At 63.0% G+C, this 18,359-nt stretch carries 16 protein-coding genes; 8 read left to right on the top strand and 8 right to left on the bottom strand.

Going from position 1 to position 18,359, the window contains the following annotated elements; translation table 11 throughout:
- Positions 1-143: 143 nt before the first annotated feature.
- Positions 144-1,802, bottom strand: coding sequence for a pseudouridine synthase (locus tag CHEJ32_RS0111620; protein WP_028034027.1), 1,659 nt, complete (start codon positions 1,800-1,802; stop codon positions 144-146).
- A gap of 196 nt (positions 1,803-1,998) precedes the next feature.
- Here CHEJ32_RS0111620 and CHEJ32_RS0111615 point away from each other — a divergent pair, with 196 nt between their 5' ends.
- Positions 1,999-2,430, top strand: coding sequence for a nucleoside deaminase (locus tag CHEJ32_RS0111615; protein WP_051469617.1), 432 nt, complete (start codon positions 1,999-2,001; stop codon positions 2,428-2,430).
- Positions 2,431-2,457: 27 nt separating this feature from the next.
- On the opposite strand, the gene CHEJ32_RS0111610 is transcribed toward CHEJ32_RS0111615, so the two are convergent.
- From CHEJ32_RS0111610 to CHEJ32_RS0111595, 4 genes are all read right to left on the bottom strand, one after another.
- Entirely contained in the window at positions 2,458-3,141 is a 684-nt protein-coding gene (locus CHEJ32_RS0111610; RefSeq protein ID WP_084032777.1) for a hypothetical protein, read from the bottom strand.
- Positions 3,142-3,273: 132 nt separating this feature from the next.
- A complete protein-coding gene (ileS, locus tag CHEJ32_RS0111605; protein WP_028034024.1) occupies positions 3,274-6,231 on the bottom strand; it encodes an isoleucine--tRNA ligase in 2,958 nt (985 codons plus the stop codon).
- Between the two features lie 297 nt (positions 6,232-6,528).
- The gene (locus CHEJ32_RS0111600; RefSeq protein WP_084032776.1) at positions 6,529-7,518 is read right to left on the bottom strand and encodes a bifunctional riboflavin kinase/FAD synthetase; all 990 of its coding nucleotides are present in this window, start codon (positions 7,516-7,518) and stop codon (positions 6,529-6,531) included.
- An 8-nt stretch (positions 7,519-7,526) separates the two neighbouring features.
- Positions 7,527-8,387, bottom strand: a complete 861-nt coding sequence (locus tag CHEJ32_RS0111595) for a TIGR01459 family HAD-type hydrolase (RefSeq protein WP_028034022.1) — start codon at positions 8,385-8,387, stop codon at positions 7,527-7,529.
- 187 nt (positions 8,388-8,574) lie between these two features.
- On the opposite strand from CHEJ32_RS0111595, the gene hisS reads away from it, so the two are divergent.
- The 3 genes from hisS (at position 8,575) to hisG (ending at position 12,078) form a co-directional block, all read left to right on the top strand.
- Positions 8,575-10,053: a histidine--tRNA ligase gene (gene hisS / locus CHEJ32_RS0111590; RefSeq protein WP_028034021.1), complete on the top strand. Its 1,479-nt coding sequence runs from the start codon at positions 8,575-8,577 to the stop codon at positions 10,051-10,053.
- Positions 10,054-10,267: 214 nt separating this feature from the next.
- Positions 10,268-11,389: an ATP phosphoribosyltransferase regulatory subunit gene (locus tag CHEJ32_RS0111585; protein WP_028034020.1), complete on the top strand. Its 1,122-nt coding sequence runs from the start codon at positions 10,268-10,270 to the stop codon at positions 11,387-11,389.
- The gene (gene hisG, locus CHEJ32_RS0111580; protein WP_028034019.1) at positions 11,386-12,078 is read left to right on the top strand and encodes an ATP phosphoribosyltransferase; all 693 of its coding nucleotides are present in this window, start codon (positions 11,386-11,388) and stop codon (positions 12,076-12,078) included. The genes CHEJ32_RS0111585 and hisG overlap by 4 nt, the downstream gene beginning before the upstream one ends.
- Positions 12,079-12,340: 262 nt before the next feature.
- On the opposite strand, the gene CHEJ32_RS0111575 is transcribed toward hisG, so the two are convergent.
- On the bottom strand, positions 12,341-13,606 hold the full coding sequence (locus CHEJ32_RS0111575) for a DNA recombination protein RmuC (protein ID WP_028034018.1): 1,266 nt from the start codon (positions 13,604-13,606) through the stop codon (positions 12,341-12,343).
- A 113-nt stretch (positions 13,607-13,719) separates the two neighbouring features.
- Between CHEJ32_RS0111575 and def the strand changes: the two genes are divergently transcribed.
- Genes def through truA form a run of 4 tightly spaced genes read left to right on the top strand, consistent with a single transcriptional unit; the run spans position 13,720 to position 16,489 of the window.
- Positions 13,720-14,250, top strand: a complete 531-nt coding sequence (def, locus tag CHEJ32_RS0111570; protein ID WP_028034017.1) for a peptide deformylase — start codon at positions 13,720-13,722, stop codon at positions 14,248-14,250.
- Positions 14,251-14,277: 27 nt separating this feature from the next.
- Complete coding sequence (gene fmt, locus CHEJ32_RS0111565; RefSeq protein WP_028034016.1) at positions 14,278-15,216, top strand: methionyl-tRNA formyltransferase; 939 nt, start codon at positions 14,278-14,280, stop codon at positions 15,214-15,216.
- Positions 15,213-15,719, top strand: coding sequence for a GNAT family N-acetyltransferase (locus CHEJ32_RS0111560; RefSeq protein WP_028034015.1), 507 nt, complete (start codon positions 15,213-15,215; stop codon positions 15,717-15,719). The genes fmt and CHEJ32_RS0111560 overlap by 4 nt, the downstream gene beginning before the upstream one ends.
- Before the next feature lie 2 nt (positions 15,720-15,721).
- Positions 15,722-16,489, top strand: coding sequence for a tRNA pseudouridine(38-40) synthase TruA (gene truA / locus CHEJ32_RS0111555; protein WP_028034014.1), 768 nt, complete (start codon positions 15,722-15,724; stop codon positions 16,487-16,489).
- 33 nt (positions 16,490-16,522) lie between these two features.
- On the opposite strand, the gene CHEJ32_RS0111550 is transcribed toward truA, so the two are convergent.
- On the bottom strand, positions 16,523-17,125 hold the full coding sequence (locus tag CHEJ32_RS0111550) for a hypothetical protein (protein WP_028034013.1): 603 nt from the start codon (positions 17,123-17,125) through the stop codon (positions 16,523-16,525).
- Positions 17,125-18,312 (bottom strand): succinyl-diaminopimelate desuccinylase, encoded by a 1,188-nt coding sequence (gene dapE, locus CHEJ32_RS0111545; protein ID WP_028034012.1) that lies wholly within the window; start codon positions 18,310-18,312, stop codon positions 17,125-17,127. Before dapE ends, CHEJ32_RS0111550 begins: the two co-directional genes overlap by 1 nt.
- Positions 18,313-18,359 lie beyond the last annotated feature (47 nt).

Raw genomic sequence — 18,359 nt, 5'->3', positions numbered from 1 at the left:
CCGCCCCCCGCATATCACGTGTCTGGGGAGCCCCGAGGGGGAGGAACGGCCATATGGCCCAGCACCCTCTCCTCACCTTCCCCGAAGCGGTGGGTGAGGAGATGAATCGCAGATAAACGGGAGCTAGCCTGCGCATGCGGTGCTCAGCGTTCCCGGCGCCCTTTGCCGGGCTTGGCGGGCCTGTCACCGGCACGCCCCTTCCCCTGCGGGCGCCCGCCCTTGGCATTGTCGCCCGCTTCTGACCGGCCGGCCCTTGGCTTCTTCCTTGCACCCTCTTCTATGGCTTCCTCGGCCCGTTTTTTGCCCACCGGGCGCGCGCCGGGCGCCATCCAGACATTGGATGAGCGAGAGCGTCGCTCGATGGAAGCGTCCGCCGACCGCCGCGGCTTGGAGCCGCCTGAGGGACGCTCGCGCTCGGCTCTTTCAGGCCGCGCATCCTTGGAAAACCGTGTCGGCCGATCTCGCTCGCCTTCGCGAACGGCCTCACTCTTTCCCTCGAAACGCTCCGGGCGTGGCCCGCGCGGGGGACGCTCGCGCTCGGGTCTCTCCGGTCGCGCGTCGCCGGAAAACCGCGTTGGACGATCTCGCTTGCCTTCGCGAACGGCCTCACTCTTTCCCTCGAAACGCTCCGGGCGTGGCCCGCGCGGGGGACGCTCGCGCTCGGGTCTCTCCGGTCGCGCGTCGCCGGAAAACCGCGTTGGACGATCTCGCTGCGGTTTGCGAGCAGCCGCGTCCTTTCGCTCGAAACGCTCGGGCCGCTTCGTCTGCAGCCTGTCGCGAGCCTCCTCACGTTTCTCCTCTGGCGATTTCCTGCGGGCCGCCGGCTTTCTTTCCTTGCCCGAATCCTCCCCCTTGCTGATCCTCGGCGTGTCCTCATCGGGCCTCTTCCGATCGCCACGCACCGGTTTGTTCGCAAAAGGCTTGGCGATCGGCGCCTCGAAATTGGCGCCTGCCTGCTCGATCAGGCGTTCACCGAGCTGATCGCGCAGCGTACGGCCTTTCACCTCCTGAACGGCGCCCTCGGGCAGATCGGCGAGCTGGAACGGTCCGTAGGAGATGCGGATCAGACGCGTAACGTCGAGCCCCAGCGCGCCGAGGACATTCCTAACCTCCCGGTTCTTGCCCTCGCGAAGTCCGAGAGTCAGCCACGCATTGCTGCCCTGCTGCCGATCGAGAGTGGCCGTGATTGCGCCGTAGAATATACCGTCGACGGCGATCCCCTGCTCCAGCTCCGCCAGAGCCTTAGGATCAACCTTGCCGTGCACGCGCACCCGGTAACGCCTCAGCCAGCCTGTAGATGGCAGTTCCAGCACGCGCGCGAGTCCGCCGTCATTGGTCAGCAGCAGCAGCCCTTCGGTGTTGATGTCCAGGCGGCCAATGGTGATCAGCCGAGGCAAGCCCTCCGGCAATGTGTCGAAGATCGTCTTGCGACCCTCTGGATCGCGTGTGGTGGTCACGAGACCGGCTGGCTTGTGGAAAAGGAAAAGCCGTGTCCGCTCGGCAACGGGAAGGGGTTCCCCGTTCACCTCGATTCGGTCGGAAGGACCTACATTGAACGCGGGCGACGTCAAAACGCGTCCGTTCACCTTCACCTGGCCCGCCTCGATCATCGTCTCCGCGTCGCGCCGGGACGCGACCCCAACGCGCGCCAGGCGCTTGGCAATGCGCTCGCCCTTGAACGCTTCCGCCTTGGGTGTCTTCCCACCCGGTTCGCGGGCGCCGCCCTTGGCAGCGGGCTTGTCGGTCGGTTTCCTCTGCGGCGCGGCCGGTCTTTCAGTTTTGTCTTTTCTGTTGTTCTTCATGATGGCCTCTGCCTCTCAGGCGGGCTAGAGCATTTTTGCGGCCGAGTGAAATCACCCGGCGTCGTAAAATGCGGCAAATTATTTAGAGCGGAAGCGCGAGCGGGTGCGAGCGCGTTTCGCCCTAGGTATCAATTCGTCATCTGCGTTGCGAGCAAAAAGATTGGAAGAGCAACAACCAAAAGCTTACGCGAGCTTCATGGATGCAGCCCTCCAGGAGGCGCAGCGCGCCGCCGCGCGCGGCGAGGTGCCGGTGGGGGCGGTGGTGGTGCGGGACGGAAGAATCGTGGCAAGTGCCGGAAACCGCACGCGCGAGCTCAATGACCCCACCGCCCATGCCGAGATGCTTGCCATCCGCGCCGCCTGCCAGACGGAAGGGGCGGAACGCCTTATCGGCGCCGACCTCTATGTAACCCTGGAGCCCTGCGCGATGTGCGCCGGGGCCATTTCCTTTGCGCGCATCCGCCGGCTCTATTTCGGCGCAAGCGATCCAAAGGGCGGCGGGGTGATCCATGGCGGGCGCTTCTTCGCACAGCCCACCTGCCATCACGCGCCGGAACTCTACGAGGGCCTCGGCGAGCGCGAGGCAGCGGCCCTGCTTAAGGCATTTTTCGCGGAGAGGCGGGACTAGGCCTTCAGCTGGTCCGCAGGAGCATCATTACCAGGGCCAGAGCCGGCGCAGGCTGCCCTCACCGCGTTTGGCGGCGCGCTCCTTCTTGTATTCCTCCACACCGAGATCCCCGGCCGGCGCTGTCGCAGCAGGCTGACGGTATTCAGTCGGCGGCTCGCTCAAATACCGGCGCGTCGTCGGGCTGCCCTGCTGGCTGATCTGCCGGCGCTCCTGGAACGCCTGGCGCTGTGCGCGCTGGCCGCCGGGGGACAATATCGCCGGCCTGACCCTATCGCCCTCGGTGAGATCATCCCGTAGACGTGGGCCATCCCCGCTGGGGCTCACATCGCGGATGACGTTCGAGCGATAGAAGGGATTGTCCTGGTTGGCGGTCGCCTCAGCACGGATGCGTGCCAAGCGCTGTTCCGGCGATTCCGGCCAATTCGGATTGTTCGCAGCGACGCTTTCCTGCGGCGGCGGAAGAATCGTGGTGGAGGGCGGCTTCACGATTCCCGGACGCGGGTTGTAATTGATCGCCTCTTTGTCCTTGGGACCGACCGAAAGAATTCCGGTCACGTCTTGCAGAAGCTGCTGGTCGGCAGGCTTGCCCGTCCCATAGGTCGGGCCGGCACAACCGGAAAGCACGATTGCGGATATCGCCGTGGCCGCCGAGGCAAACCTGTAGACTGCTCTTCGTTCTGGGCGGCGTGCCGCTTGATCAAGATGCTTCAACGTCAACTCTCCTCGGCACGCTTGTTGCCGCCCCTCATTCCCCGCCTCTTCGCCGGAAAATCGGACGAGATAATGGCGCGTTAACCTTGGCCGCCTTTTAGCGGACGGCCAGGGTTGACGCAACGCCGCCCGTTAAATGCGCCCAAGAGTCTTCAACTCGCGCAAAGCAGCGGCATCGCGGGCCGAGACATCCGGGTATTCCGAATCGGAACCCACATCATCCGTATAGCGCCAGGAACGAGCACATTTGCGCAAGCCAAGCTCCTCCGCCCGGCGGAATTTCACGGCGACCTGGGACCCCACGGCCTCATCGGTGAAAAGGGCCGAAAGATCCTTGACCTCGGCATGGTCGAGTGCGGATCCAGCATCCGCGCTTTTCACCGCCGCACCGGAAGTGATGAAGATCTCGTCTGCATCGAGCCCGTCGAACAGGCCGGCAAGCTCGCTGCCCAGGAACACGATAGGCGCAGCTTCAAGGGATGAGCCGATGGTCTTCTCCCTGCGCTCGATCTCCAGCGCGCCGGTGACGACGCGCCGCACCTGGCGGATCTTGCGCCATTTCTCGGCCAGCGCTTCGTCATGCCAAGCGCTGGGAACATCCGGAAACTGTGCCAGATGCACAGACTTCGCATCAGGATAGCGTTCCAGCCAGGCTTCCTCTGTGGTGAAGGGCAGCATGGGGGCAAGCCACGTCACCAGGCAGTCGAAGAGCTGACGGACGACCTGAAGGGCGGCCTTGCGGCGGACGCTCGACGGCGCATCGCAGTAGAGCACATCCTTCCGCACGTCGAAATAGAAGGCGGAAAGCTCCACGACCATGAAGTCGAGCAAGGCACGGGTGACACGCTTGAAATCGAAATTGTCGTAACCCTTGCGCACGATCTGGTCGAGCTCGAACAATCGATGCAGCATCAGCCGCTCAAGCTCGGGCATCTTGGTGAGAGGCACCACCTCGCCATCGTCATGGGCGAGCGTGCCGAGCATCCAGCGGATCGTGTTCCTGAGCTTGCGGTAGGCGTCGATATTCGTCTGCAGGATGTTCTGCCCGAGCCGCTGGTCTTCCCAGTAGTCGGTCGTCACCACCCATAGCCGTAGGATGTCGGCACCCGATTTCGCCATGACGTCCTGGGGCACCACCGTGTTGCCCAGCGACTTCGACATCTTGCGGCCTTCCTCATCCATGGTGAAGCCATGGGTGATGACGGCATTGTAGGGCGCGCGACCGCGCGTGCCGCAGGACTCGAGCAGCGAGGAATGGAACCAGCCGCGGTGCTGGTCGGAGCCTTCCAGATAGACATCCGCCGGCCATTTCAGGTCCGGCCGATCCTCCAGCGTGAAGACATGCGTGGAGCCCGAATCGAACCACACGTCGAGGATGTCGCGTACCTGCGTCCAGCGCTCCATGTCGTTGCGGCCGGCCAGAAAGCGCTCCTTTGCGCCTTCGGCGAACCATGCATCCGCGCCCTCCTTCTCGAAGGCCTCCATGATGCGCGCATTGACCGCCTCGTCCTTCAGCACCTCGCCGTTCTCGTCGACGAAGACGGCGATCGGCACGCCCCAGGCGCGCTGGCGCGACAACACCCAGTCTGGCCGTTCCTCGATCATCGAGCGCAGCCGGGTCTGGCCAGCCGCCGGCACGAAGCGCGTTTCATCGATCGCCTTCAGGGCACGGCTGCGAAGTGTCGTGCCATCGCCCAGGTCCTTGTCCATATAGACGAACCATTGCGGCGTGTTGCGGAAGATCACCGGCTTCTTCGAACGCCAGGAATGCGGATACTGGTGCTTCAGCCTTCCCCGCGCAAAGAGCATGTCCTTCGCGATCAGCGCCTCGATGACGGCTTTGTTTGCGTCGCCTTTCTTGCCGGAATCGTCGATGACGCGTGCGGCCCCGCCCTCGCGGTCCGGGCCGAAACCGGGCGTGTCCTTGGTGAAGAAGCCGGCATCGTCCACCGTGAAGGGGATCGCGGTGTCGATGCCGCGTGCCTCGAGAGCCCGGGCATTGTCCATCCAGACGTCAAAGTCCTCCCGGCCATGGCCGGGCGCCGTGTGGACGAAACCGGTACCGGCGTCATCAGTGACGTGCTCGCCGGGCAGCAGCGGGACGGGGAAATTGTAGCCGCCGTTGAGACCCTCCAGAGGATGGGAGCAGAGCATGGAAGCAAGTTCGTCTGCCGCAACATCCCGCAGGCGCTTGAACTGAAGCTTCGCCTTGGCGAAAGCTTCCTCGGCCAAAGCATCAGCAAAGATCATCTTTTCACCCGGACGCGGGCCGAAATCGTTCTCGGCTGAAGTGACCTGGTAGAGACCGTAGGAGACGCGTGGAGAATAGGAGATCGCGCGGTTACCGGGCAGCGTCCACGGGGTGGTTGTCCAGATGACCACGGAGGCCCCAACCAGATCCGAAGCGCCCTCCACCACCGGAAACTTTACCCAGACGGTATCGCTCTCGTAATCGTGGTACTCGACTTCGGCTTCAGCAAGCGCCGTGCGCTCCACCACGCTCCACATCACCGGCTTCGAACCGCGGTAGAGCTGGCCGGACATGGCGAATTTCAGAAGCTCGCCGGCTATGCGGGCCTCGGCATGATAGGCCATGGTCGTGTAAGGGTTCTTGAAATCGCCGACCACGCCGAGCCGCTGGAACTCCTCGGTCTGTACCTTGATCCAGTGCGTGGCGAATTCCCGGCATTCCTGTCGGAATTCGTTGATCGGCACCTCGTCCTTGTTCTTGCCCTTGGCGCGATACTGCTCCTCGATCTTCCATTCGATCGGCAGGCCGTGGCAGTCCCAACCCGGAACATAGTTCGAGTCATAGCCCCGCATCTGGAACGAGCGGGTGATGACATCCTTCAGAACCTTGTTGAGGGCGTGGCCGATATGGATATGCCCATTGGCGTAAGGAGGACCGTCATGCAGCACGAAGAGGGGGCGACCCTTCGCTTCCTCGCGCAAAAGCCTGTAGAGATCCATATCTTCCCAGCGGGCGACGATCTCCGGCTCCTTCTGCGGCAGCCCGGCACGCATCGGAAAATCCGTCTGCGGCAGATAGAGGGTCTTGGAATAATCCAGCTTTTCGGTGGTTTCGCTCATTGTATCGCCGTAAGAATGCGAGGACCCTTTGGCCTCGCCGATGACCATCTGAAGTGACGGATATGGCGCTCAGCCGAGCGCAGAAAACCCGGACCTTCCGGCGACCCTCAGGCCGCGCGGAAAGCCGGGCCAATAATTCGTATGGCAAACGGCGTGAAACCGGCGCTCGTCTTCATGGTGTGGGCTTTTAGCCGAGACGGACCTGGGAATAAAGAGGTCAATGGTGAATAGTGAATAGCGAGCGAATTTCGCTGAAACCGCCGGTGAGGAGAAACACGGACGATCTTCTATTGCGCTTTACTTCCCCTCAAACGCAATGCTGAGATCCAGCTCGGAAAACGGCCGGACACCTGAGAGCAGCGCCTTCGCCTCCTCCTCATCCCGCTTCATCTGGACGACAAGCGCGTCGAGGCTGTCGAATTTCTCCTCTCCGCGCAGAAAGCCGAAGAGGGACACCGCGCAGGTCTCGCCGTAGAGGTCGCCACTGAAATCGAACACGAACGTTTCGAGGAGGGGCGCGCCGTTCTCGTCCACAGTCGGGCGGCGGCCGAAATTCGCCACGCCGTCATGGAGCGTGCTGTCTGCCCGGCGCAGACGGACGGCGTAAATGCCGTGGCGAAGCTCCGTCTCCGGCGGCAGCGACATATTGGCCGTAGGAAAGCCGAGCGTCCGCCCGAGCTTCTTGCCGCCAGTGACTTCGGCCTCCACCGTGTAGCGATAGCCGAGAAGCCCGGCCGCCTCCGCCACGTCTCCTTCGGCAAGCAGGGCGCGGATGCGGCTTGAGGAGACCACATCACCTCCCTCGTCGGAAAACGCATCCAGGACCGTCACGCCGAAGCCATAGGTCGTTCCGGCAGCCATCAATGTTTCCGGTGTGCCACCCCTTCCCTTCCCGTAGTGGAAGTCGAAGCCAGTAACCACATGCGATGCCCCGAGGCCCCCCACCAACACCTCGGCGACGAAGCGCTCCGCCGAAAGGGAGGAGAATTCGCGCGTGAAAGGCTGCTCCACCACGGCATCGAAGCCCAGGCCGGCAAGCAGCCGCGCCTTCATGGGAGCAGGCGTCAACCGGAAAAGAGGAATTTCCGGCCGGAAGATCGTGCGCGGATGCGGCTCGAATGTAAGCACCACCGCCGGGACCCGCCGCTCATCCGCGATCTCCAGCGCGCGCCAAAGCACCGCCTGGTGCCCGCGATGCACGCCGTCGAAATTGCCGATGGCAATGACAGCCCCGCGCAGATGCGCGGGCATGTCCTGATATCCGGAAAGCCGCAGGAACTGCTCCACCCTCGCTCCTACCTCAACCGCTCGATCGCCGCCACAGGCTGATGGCCATGCTTCTCCAGGAAAGCGGCCAGCCGCGCCTGATGCAGTGCCCCATCCTGCTTGTACTCAGATACATGAATGCCGTCGGTCACGAATAGCACGTCCACGCCCATGCCGGCCGCCCCCTTCACGTCGGTCAACATTCCGTCCCCGATGGCGAGCGTCTCGTGCGGGGCCACTTCCCGCCCAAGCTTCCGCGCCGCTGCCGCCAGCGCAGCTTCATAGATGTGCCGGTGCGGCTTGCCCGCGATCAGCGTGCGGCCGCCAAGCTGGCCGTAGTCGCGCGCCAGCGCGCCGGCACAGAAGATCAGCCGGTCGCCCCGCTCGACCACGATATCCGGATTGGCACAGATGAAAGGCAGGTCGCGGGCGCGCATCCGCTGCAACATTTCGGCGTAATCCTCCGGCGTTTCGGTCTCATCGTCGAAAAGCCCGGTACAGACCACGCCCGCCGCCTCGAACTCTTCCACCAGCTCGACATCGAGGCCGTCATAGATGGGCAGGTCTCGGTCTGGGCCCAGATGGAACACGCGGCGCGGCCCGTTCCTGATCAAATCCCGTGTCACGTCGCCAGAGGTCACGACCTCGTCCCAGGCCTCGTCTGGAACACCGATCTGGCGCAATTGCTCCTTCACGAACTTGCTCGGACGGGGCGAGTTAGTGACGAGCACCACTGCCTTGCCTGCCTGGCGTGCCCGCACGAGCGCCTCGGCGGCAGGCGGGAAGGTCACCACACCATTGTGCAAGACGCCCCAGACATCGCAGAGGATCACGCTGTAGGGCTGCGCTAACGCGTCGAGGCTGTCGACCATGGCCGGCTGCTGCGGCATGAATTCTCCTTGGGACATTCGGCATGGGCAGGCTCATGGCCTGGAACGCCGTGAGGAATTAGCCGAAGTGCCGCCGCATGTCACCCGCTTTCAGCCGAGCGCCCTTGCCGCTCCCATGCTTATCGGTTAGGACAGCCGCGCTCGCATGCGGGCGCGGTTTCCATTCAAGAAGAGACGGATTTTCAGCATGGCTGACAAGGCGGATAAGGTAAAGGCAAGGCTCCCGCGCGGGCTTGTCGACCGCCATCCGGCCGACATCCGCGCCGTCGATGAGATGATGGCGAAAATCCGCTCCGTCTACGAACTCTATGGCTTCGAGCCCGTGGAGACGCCGCTCATCGAATACACGGATGCGCTGGGAAAATTCCTGCCGGATCAGGATCGCCCCAACGAGGGCGTCTTCTCCTTCCAGGATGACGACGAGCAGTGGCTGTCGCTGCGCTACGATTTAACCGCGCCGCTCGCCCGCTTCGTGGCTGAAAATTTCGAGCGCCTGCCGAAACCCTATCGTAGCTACCGCGCAGGGTGGGTCTTCCGCAACGAGAAGCCCGGCCCCGGCCGCTTCCGCCAGTTCATGCAGTTCGACGCCGATACGGTGGGCGCACCACATGTCTCGGCCGATGCCGAGATGTGCATGATGATGGCGGATGTGATGGAGGCACTGGGCATCAAGCGCGGCGATTACGTGATCCGGGTGAACAACCGGAAAGTGCTCGACGGTGTGCTGGAGGCGATCGGCCTCGGCGGCGACGAGAATGCCGGACGCAGGCTGACAGTGCTGCGCGCGATCGACAAGCTGGACAAGTTCGGCCCGGAAGGCGTGCAGCAGTTGCTCGGCAAGGGCCGCCTGGACGAGAGCGGCGATTTCACGAAAGGTGCCGAACTCGACGAGGAGCAACAGAACACCGTACTCGCAATGTGCCTCGGCACAGAAGATGGTTCGGATAGTGCAGCTCGAAACGAGATCTGGCAACAAGGCATCAGCGAATTGCAGGAAATCGCTGCTCTGGTATCCGCAGCGGGCTACGACGAGGACCGCATCCGCATCGACCCCTCTGTCGTACGTGGCCTGGAATACTACACCGGCCCGGTCTTCGAAGCGGAACTGACGTTCCCGGTCGTCAACGAAGATGGCGAGACGGTACGCTTCGGCTCGGTCGGCGGCGGCGGGCGTTACGACGGGCTCGTTTCGCGTTTCCGCGGCGAGCCGGTGCCTGCGACGGGCTTCTCCATCGGCGTCTCCCGTCTCATGACCGCCCTCAAGAATCTCGGCAAGCTCGAAACGGTCGAGGCGGTTGCGCCGGTGGTGGTGCTCGTGATGGACAAGGACACGGAAAGCCTCGGGCGTTACCAGCGGCTCGTCTCCGGGTTGCGCCAAGCCGGCATTCGCGCGGAAATGTATCTCGGCGGCGCCGGCATGAAGGCGCAGATGAAATATGCCGACCGCCGCGGCAGTCCGTGCGTCATCATCCAGGGTGGCGACGAGCGCGAGAAGGGCGAGGTGCAGATCAAGGATCTTGTGGAGGGCAAACGTCTCTCCGAAGAGATCGAAGACAATGTGACCTGGCGCGAATCCCGTCCGGCGCAGTTCTCCGTGCCCGAAGGCGAAATGGTAGCGGCCGTAAGGCGCGTGCTGGATGCACAGGCGAGCGAGCGGAGCGCATAAGCCGCATGTTCCTGCTCGCCAATGCGGGGCATAGCCCCCTCCGCACTGCCGGGCATCTCCCGCTGAAAGGAGGAGATTACGCCGCCAGAATGACCGCACCCGAGCGGACACCGCTGAGGGCCGGGAATCGGGCGGGTCGTCCGCAGGCCTCCTGCATTGCGCGGAAGATGGTAGGCGGTCCAGATGGAGGGCTCTCCAGCAAGGCGCCTCAGCCATGACGTCCCGCTATCCCTCCTTCGCGACCGAGATCCTCGACCTCTTTGCCGAGCGCGAGGCGGCGCTGACGGATATCTCGATCATTCAGCCTGCCGATCCTTTTCTCGACATGGCCGGTGAGGACCTGCGCCGGCGGATTTTCCTCACCGAGAGTGAAACCGGCCAGACGCTTTGCCTGCGTCCGGAATTCACCATCCCCGTCTGCCTCGACCATATCGAGAAGCGGGCTTCCACGCCGCGCCGTTACGCTTATCTGGGCGAGGTGTTCCGCCAGCGCCGCGAGGGCGGCGCGGAGTTCTTCCAGGCGGGTATTGAGGATTTGGGGACGGCGGATCACCCCGACGCCGACGCCCGTTCGCTGGCGGATGCCCATGTCATCCTGTCGCGCGTTCTGCCAAACGCGGCTTTTCAGGTCACGCTGGGGGATCAAGCCGTCTTCGAAGCCGTGCTCTCCGCCCTCGGTCTTCCACGCGGCTGGCAGAAGCGACTTGCGCGCGCTTTCGGCTCGCCGAGCCTGCTCGAAGCGGCCATTGCGGAGTTTACCAATCCTCCAGGCGCTGCCAACCTACCACGCGAAGTCGCAAGCCTCGTCACGCGCGGGGACGAGCAGCGCCTCACTCAGCACATCGAAGAGGCGATGCAGGCCATGGGGCTCTCGCCGACAGCCGGCCGCGAGCCCGGCGAAATCGCGCAGCGTCTCCTCGAAAAGGCAACGCTGCGCAGTGTCCGCCTTTCCGACACAGCGCTTAATGCGATGAAGACATTCCTGGCCATCAACGTGCCGCTGGAGCGCGCTGGCGACCAATTGGCGAGTTTTGCAGAAGAGGCCGGCATTGTGCTGGACGACGCGCTCGGCGAATTCGGCGCGCGCGTCGAGCGCATCAAGGCCTACGATCTGCCGCTTGATTACATCCGCTATGATGCGGGCTTCGGCCGTCCGCTCGACTATTACACCGGCTTCATCTTCGAGATCGGGATGCAAGACCAGCGCCAGCCCCTGGTGGGCGGCGGGCGCTACGACCGCCTGCTGACACTGCTCGGGGCGGAAAAGCCCATTCCCGGCGTCGGTTTTTCGATCTGGCTCGACCGTGTGGCGGCTCTCAGAGGAGAGAAGCAATGACCGTCACGCTGGCTCTTCCCTCAAAAGGGCGGCTTAAGGACCAGTCGATCGAGCGGCTTTTAAAAGCGGGTTATCCCATCCGCCTGCCGGAGAACGACCGGCGCTATCGGGCAGCGGTCGAGGGTCACGAGCAACTGGAGGTGACCTTTCTCTCCGCTTCCGAAATCGCGCGCGAGCTCGATCGCGGCAGCATCGATCTTGGCGTCACCGGCGAGGACCTGGTGCGCGAGACCATTCCGGAATGGGAATCCCGCGTCGGGATTTCTGCGAGGCTTGGTTTTGGTCACGCTGACGTCGTGGTCGCCGTCCCCGAAGTCTGGTTCGACGTTTCGACCATGGCTGATCTGGACGATGTGGCGGCGGACTTCCGCCATAGGCACGGACGGCGGCTGCGGATCGCCACCAAATACTGGCGTCTGACCCAGCAGTTCTTCTCGCAGAAGCACGGCATTCAGGTCTACCGGATCGTCGAAAGCCTCGGCGCCACCGAGGGTGCACCGGCTGCCGGCTCGGCCGATGTCATCGTCGACATCACCTCGACCGGCTCCACCCTCAAGGCCAATCACCTGAAGGTACTGGATGACGGCGTCATCCTGCGCTCGCAGGCCTGCCTGGTGACCGCGAAGAAGCAGAGACCGGCTGAGGATACGAAGCTGATCGCGGAACTGGCTGACGCGGTGGGGCGGTAGCCCGACGATCACCCGTCTTTTGCTTTTCCAAGCGTCCCTGCGGGAAGAACGTCCTCTCACAAGGCTAGGAAAATGCTATATCTCCCGCAAAGCGGAAGATGTCGACAGCGTCAACTCGTGCCAAATACAAACGTCGATGACTTCCGATGTCGCAGGCGCGGTTATCTCTGTGGATAGCGATCAATCTCAACCCGAGTGCACGAAAACTAAGTGTCAATGCAAGGGAGGGTTGCCCCCTAAGCAGCGAACAAGCGGCCTAGTCCTACTCCTCCACCACCCTCAACCGCAGGGAGCCTTGCCCGCCTATCGCCGCACTCCTCCCGCCATCCTCATCGCCCTCAGGCGCGTTCGTCGCCGCGGCGTTCCCCTCCAAAGAGCCCAGTTCCAGTGCTTCGATCTTGGCGCCTCTTTTCGTGACTTTATCGGTCGAAGTGAGGATCAGGTCGATATCCTTGTTGGCCTGCAGGAAATGCGCCTGCAGCTTGCGCACGCGATCATCCAGCCGCGAGACATCCTGCATCAGCTTGACCACCTCCGCCTGGATCAAATGGGCCTGTTCACGCATACGCGCATCCTTGAGCACCGCTTGGATCACCTGGATGGAGAGCATCAGCAGCGAGGGCGAAACGATCACGATTCGTGCGCGATGCGCGCGCTGCACCAGCGCCTCGAAATTCTCGTGGATTTCCGCGAAGATCGATTCCGAGGGCACGAACATGAAGGCCGTGTCCTGCGTCTCGCCCGGTATCAGGTATTTCTCTGCGATCGCCTTGACGTGTACTTCCACGTCTCGCCGGAAGGCGGTCTCGGCAAAGCGCCGTGCCTCAGGCCCGCCCTCCCCTTCGGAAGCGGCGCGGATGGCGTTCCACGCTTCCAGCGGGAATTTCGCGTCGATTACGAGCGAGGGCGCGCTGTTCGGCATCTTCACCAGACAGTCCGGCCGGCTGCCATTGGAGAGAGTTGCCTGGAATTCGTAGGCAGAAGGCGGGAGCCCGTCGGCGATGATCGCCTCCATGCGGGATTGCCCGAAAGCGCCGCGTGTCTGCTTGTTGGAAAGGATCTGCTGCAGCTGAACCACCTGCCCCGCCAGCGACTGGATGTTGTTCTGAGCCGTATCGATCACGGCGAGCCGCTCCTGAAGCCTCGCCAGGTTTTCGTGCGTGGATTTCGTCTGCTCCGTGATGGACTGCCCGAGCCGAGACGTCATTCCGTCCAGCCGCTCGGAAATCGCTTTGGTCAGCTCGGCCTGCCGATTGCCGAAGATTTCCGCGATCGTGCCCATGCGGCCTTGGAGTTCGGCTTGAGTTCTCGCCAGTTCCGCCAGGCGTGCCTCCGCCTCCCTCGCCCGGGCGGCTGCTTCCGCCTCGTTTGCCAATCGGATTCGGCTGCTGCGCCAAACGGACGCCGCAAGCAGGACGATAAGCAGAATCACGAGGCAACCCGCCGCGAACAACAGCTCGCCTAGGGTGATGACCGTTGCTCCAAGCCGAAGGATTGGAAGCGAAAACAGGGGACTCATATCATTCATGAGAACAGCTTAATTGATTCTGTCTCGCTCGATAAGATCAAAACGTGAACAAAATTGCTGTTCCCCACTTGTCCCGTATTGACGCTCCGACGCCAAGCCATTACCTGACGCTCATGACCATTCGCCCGATTGTAATTCTTCCCGATCCAGTTCTGCGCCAGGTTTCCAAACCCGTCGAACGCGTGGATGACGACCTGCGCAAATTCGCGGGCGACATGCTGGAAACCATGTATGACGCACCAGGCATCGGGCTTGCCGCCATCCAGGTTGGCGAACCGCTGCGCATGCTGGTGCTTGACGTGGCCGAGAAGGATGACCCGAAGAATCCGCAAGTCTTCATCAACCCGGAGATCGTCGCGCGTTCGGAGGCCCTGAACGTGCACGAGGAAGGCTGCCTCTCCATCCCCGATTATTACGCGGAAGTGGAGCGCCCTGCCGAGGTGACGGTGAAATATCTCGATCTCGACGGCAAGGAACAGGTCGTGGAGGCCGATGGTATCCTCGCCACCTGCCTGCAGCACGAAATCGATCATCTGAACGGTGTGCTCTTCATCGACTACCTATCGAAGCTCAAGCGGGACATGGTGGTGCGCAAATTCAAGAAGCTTGCCAAGGACCGCCCGCCCGCGCGCATGGTGGGGTAGGCACGTCGCCAGCCGAAGGGAGGCGCAATGCCCCTACGCCTCATCTTCATGGGAACGCCGGATTTTTCCGTCCCGACACTGCATGCGCTCGCAGAGGCGGGGCACGAGATTGCCGCTGTCTATACCCAGCCGCCGCGTCCTGCAGGCCGGCGCGGGTTGGAGCTTACCAAATCGCCTGTCCATCAAGCGGCAGAGGCGTTGGGATTCACCGTTTACACACCGCAGTCCCTGAAAAGTCTAGAGGAACAGGAGGCATTCCGCGCCCTCAGGGCTGACGCCGCTGTGGTTGTTGCTTATGGCCTCTTGTTGCCGAGGCCGATCCTGGAAGGCACGCGGCTCGGCGCCTATAATGGCCATGCCTCGCTCCTGCCCCGTTGGCGTGGCGCAGCCCCTATCCAGCGCGCGGTGATGGCGGGGGACCGCGAGACCGGAATGATGGTGATGAAGATGGATGAGGGCCTCGATACCGGCCCGGTCGCCATGACCGAGAGAGTTCCGATCGGGCCAGATATGACGGCCGGCGAGCTGCACGACATCATGAAGGAGACCGGCGCCCGCCTCATGGTGGCCGCCATGGCTGCGCTTGAAAGAGACGAGCTGGCCCTTACGCCTCAACCGGCAGAAGGGGCAATCTACGCCAAAAAGATCAGCAAGGAGGAGACGCGGGTCGACTGGTCCCGCCCGGCCGAGGATGTGCACAATCATATCCGCGGTCTGTCGCCCTTTCCCGGAGCCTGGTGCGAGATGCATGTCGGTGGAAAAGCGGAGCGCGTGAAGCTCCTGCGCTCCATGCTTTCGGAGGGCAGCGGCACGCCTGGCGAGATCACCGACGCCGAGACTCTTGCAGTCGCTTGCGGCGAAGGTGCGGTGGGCCTTCGGGAACTTCAGCGGGCCGGCGGCAAGCCGATGGCCGCCCAGGACTTCCAGCGCGGGGCAAAGCTGGGCGTGGGAATGAGGCTTACATGAGCGCGGTAATCATCCGCCCGGAGGAAGCGGGCGACGAAACAGCGATCCGTCTGCTCCTCGTCAACGCCTTCGGCGGCGAGACCGAAGCCAAACTGGTGGACGAGCTCAGGTCTGCGGGCGATATCGTGCTCTCGCTGGTGGCCGAGCGCGACGGCGAGATCCGCGGCCATATCCTCTTCTCGCGCCTTTGGGTGCGCAGCAATGGCCAGAGCTTTCCGGCAGTCGCCTTGGCACCGCTCGCAGCTCACCCCGGCCATCAGCGTGAGGGCATAGGCAGCGCCCTGGTGGAGGATGCGCATACCCGCCTTCATGCTGCGGGCGAAAAGCTGTCGATCGTCCTGGGGGAGCCCGCCTACTATAGCCGCTTCGGTTATCGCGCCGAGCGCGCGGCGGGCTTCGAAAGCACTTATCAAGGCGATTATCTTCAGGCGCTTGCTTGGGACGATGCAGCACCCACGACTGGCAAGCTCGACTATGCGCCAGCCTTCGCAGATCTTGGTTGAGAATGCCCCGATATCGCATCGACATCGAGTATGACGGCGGACCTTACGCCGGCTGGCAACGCCAGGCGGGCCAGCACAGCGTCCAGGAAGCGATCGAGAATGCAATTGCCGCCTTTTCGGGCGAAGAGGTAACCATCAGAGGCGCAGGACGCACCGACGCGGGTGTGCATGCGCTGGAGCAGGTTGCCCATTTCGAACTCTCACGCGTGTGGAAGGCGGATACGGTGCGGGACGCGCTCAACGCCCATCTCAATCTGGCGAGCGAGGCTGTTTCCATTCTCCGAGCCGCCCCAGTTGCGGATGATTTCGACGCCCGCTTCTCCGCCACGGCGCGGCATTATCTGTATCGGATCGCCAACCGGCGCTCGCCGCTTGCTCTGGAGCGGGGTCGGGCATGGCATGTGGCGAAGAGGCTCGACGCTTCGGCCATGCACGACGCCGCGCAAAGGTTGGTGGGAAAGCACGATTTCACGACGTTTCGCTCCGTCCAATGCCAGGCGAAAAGCCCGGTGAAGACGCTCGACCGGCTCGACGTCACGCGACTCGGCGAGGAGATCGAAATCCGGGCCTCGGCGCGGTCCTTCCTTCACAATCAGGTGCGCTCGCTTGTGGGTACCCTCAAGAAGGTTGGCGAAGGCAGCTGGACGGCCGATGATGTGCAGGTTGCCCTGGAAGCGCGCGACCGCGCCGCCTGCGGCCCAGTCGCCCCACCGCAGGGCCTCTATCTCGTCAAGGTCGACTACTGCTCCGATCGGCGAGCCGATTTCTGATGCTGTCCTGACATTGCCGCGTTCTTACGGAACTCACCCGCCGGGGATGTCGAGCTGCAGGAGTGACTGGAGAGCGAACAAAGTGGTGATGGAGGCGACGAGCATTCCAAAGAAAACCGCCGTCCCGATTGCTGCGCCTTTGCCAAGGGCGACGACCGTGAGTCGCCAGGAGAGCGCCAAAGTGGCGAGAAAAAGGATCAGGGAAATGCCGTTTGCCAGCTCTCCTGCATCGGGAACGAACAGCCGCAAAAAACCGGGCACCAGCATGACCCAGGCAAAAAGCGCCGAGGCCCAGTTGCTTGCCACGACATAATGCACGAACCGGTCTGAGATCCCGACCGGCTTGGCGAAGGCTGCCAGGAAAGCAAGCGGCAGCACCCAGGAACCAATATCGGTCAGGAAGAGCCGACACACCAGGCCGAACCGCGCGCCTGTCGTGAATAATTCTGCCTCGGGTATGCTGTTGGTGAAGGCGACCCATCCCACGATCAGCGGCGGCAGCGCGACAACGATGGCAAAAAACGAGTTCCAAAAGCCATCGGCCGAAAGATCGAGCAGCTTCAAACCGTCGGCGCGGCCCATCATCATCTGCCATACGCCGGTGAAATACTGCTGGATTTCAGCACCGGTGGGCATCACGCAAACCAATCCTCGAGAAAACGCAGATAGATCTGCGTAAGCGTCTCCAGATCGGCAAGTGGAACTCTCTCGTCCACCATATGCATTGTCTGGCCGACGAGCCCGAACTCGACCACCGGGCAATAATCCTTGATAAAGCGCGCGTCCGACGTGCCTCCCGTCGTCGAAAGCTGCGGCTTAAGACCTGTGACCGCCTGGATGGAGGTGGCGAGCGTCGCGACAAGCCGATCATCGCGGGTCAGGAACACAGGGCTCGGCCGGTCGCGCCATTCCAATTCGAAGGCGGCCGGCTCCGTGCGACCCGGGCGGTATCTGTTTTCCTCCGCCGCGCGGTCTAGCCGGTTGTGGATCTCCGCTTGCAGCGTCTCGACGGTCCAGGTGTCGTTGAAGCGGATATTGAAAGCCGCCGTCGCCCGCGCCGGGATGACATTCACGGAAGGATTGCCGATATCGATCGTGGTGATCTCCAGGTTTGTCGGCGGGAAATCGGTGGTGCCCTGATCGAGGGGAGGATCGGTCAAGGCTTCCAGTAAGGAAAGCAGCCCGCGCACCGGGTTATCCGCAAGATGCGGATAAGCTACATGCCCCTGCTTTCCGAAGACGGTGATCCGACCCGATAGAGAGCCCCGCCGGCCGATCTTCACCATATCGCCAAGCGCCGCCACATTCGTGGGCTCGCCCACGATTGCCGCATCCCAGCGCTCTCCGCGCGCCGCCGCCCATTCGAGAAGCTTCACCGAACCGTTGACCGCTGGTCCTTCCTCATCTCCGGTGATCAACAAGGAGACCGAACCCTTCGGCATTCCATGGCGCTCGGCAAAACGGGCAAGCGCTGCCACGAAGCAAGCAATTCCGCCCTTCATGTCCACAGCGCCGCGGCCGAACATTTCACCCTTCGCGATCTCTGCGGCAAAGGGTGGATGCGTCCAGGCCGCTTCGTCGCCCGGAGGCACGACATCCGTATGCCCCGCAAACATCAAATGCGGGCCGGCTTCTCCCATGCGGGCATAGAGGTTCTCCACATCCGCTTCACCTTCTTCCGAGAACACCGGCCGCTCCACGCGCGCGCCGAGCGGTTCCAGCATCGATTGTAGTGCTGCAAGAGCCCCGCCTTCGGCAGGCGTTACCGAAGGGCAGCGAATGAGGGCGGCGAGATTCAGGGCTGGATCAACGGGCAGTGTCATGACGGCGATGGATACTCGAATGGCACCGTCCTGTCATCCGCGATCCG

Origin of the sequence: Chelativorans sp. J32, from assembly GCF_000518985.1 — a bacterium.
Classification (GTDB): Bacteria; Pseudomonadota; Alphaproteobacteria; order Rhizobiales; family Rhizobiaceae; genus Chelativorans.
Note: the sequence above shows the minus strand (reverse complement) of the source record. Positions and strands in the feature narration are given on the sequence as shown.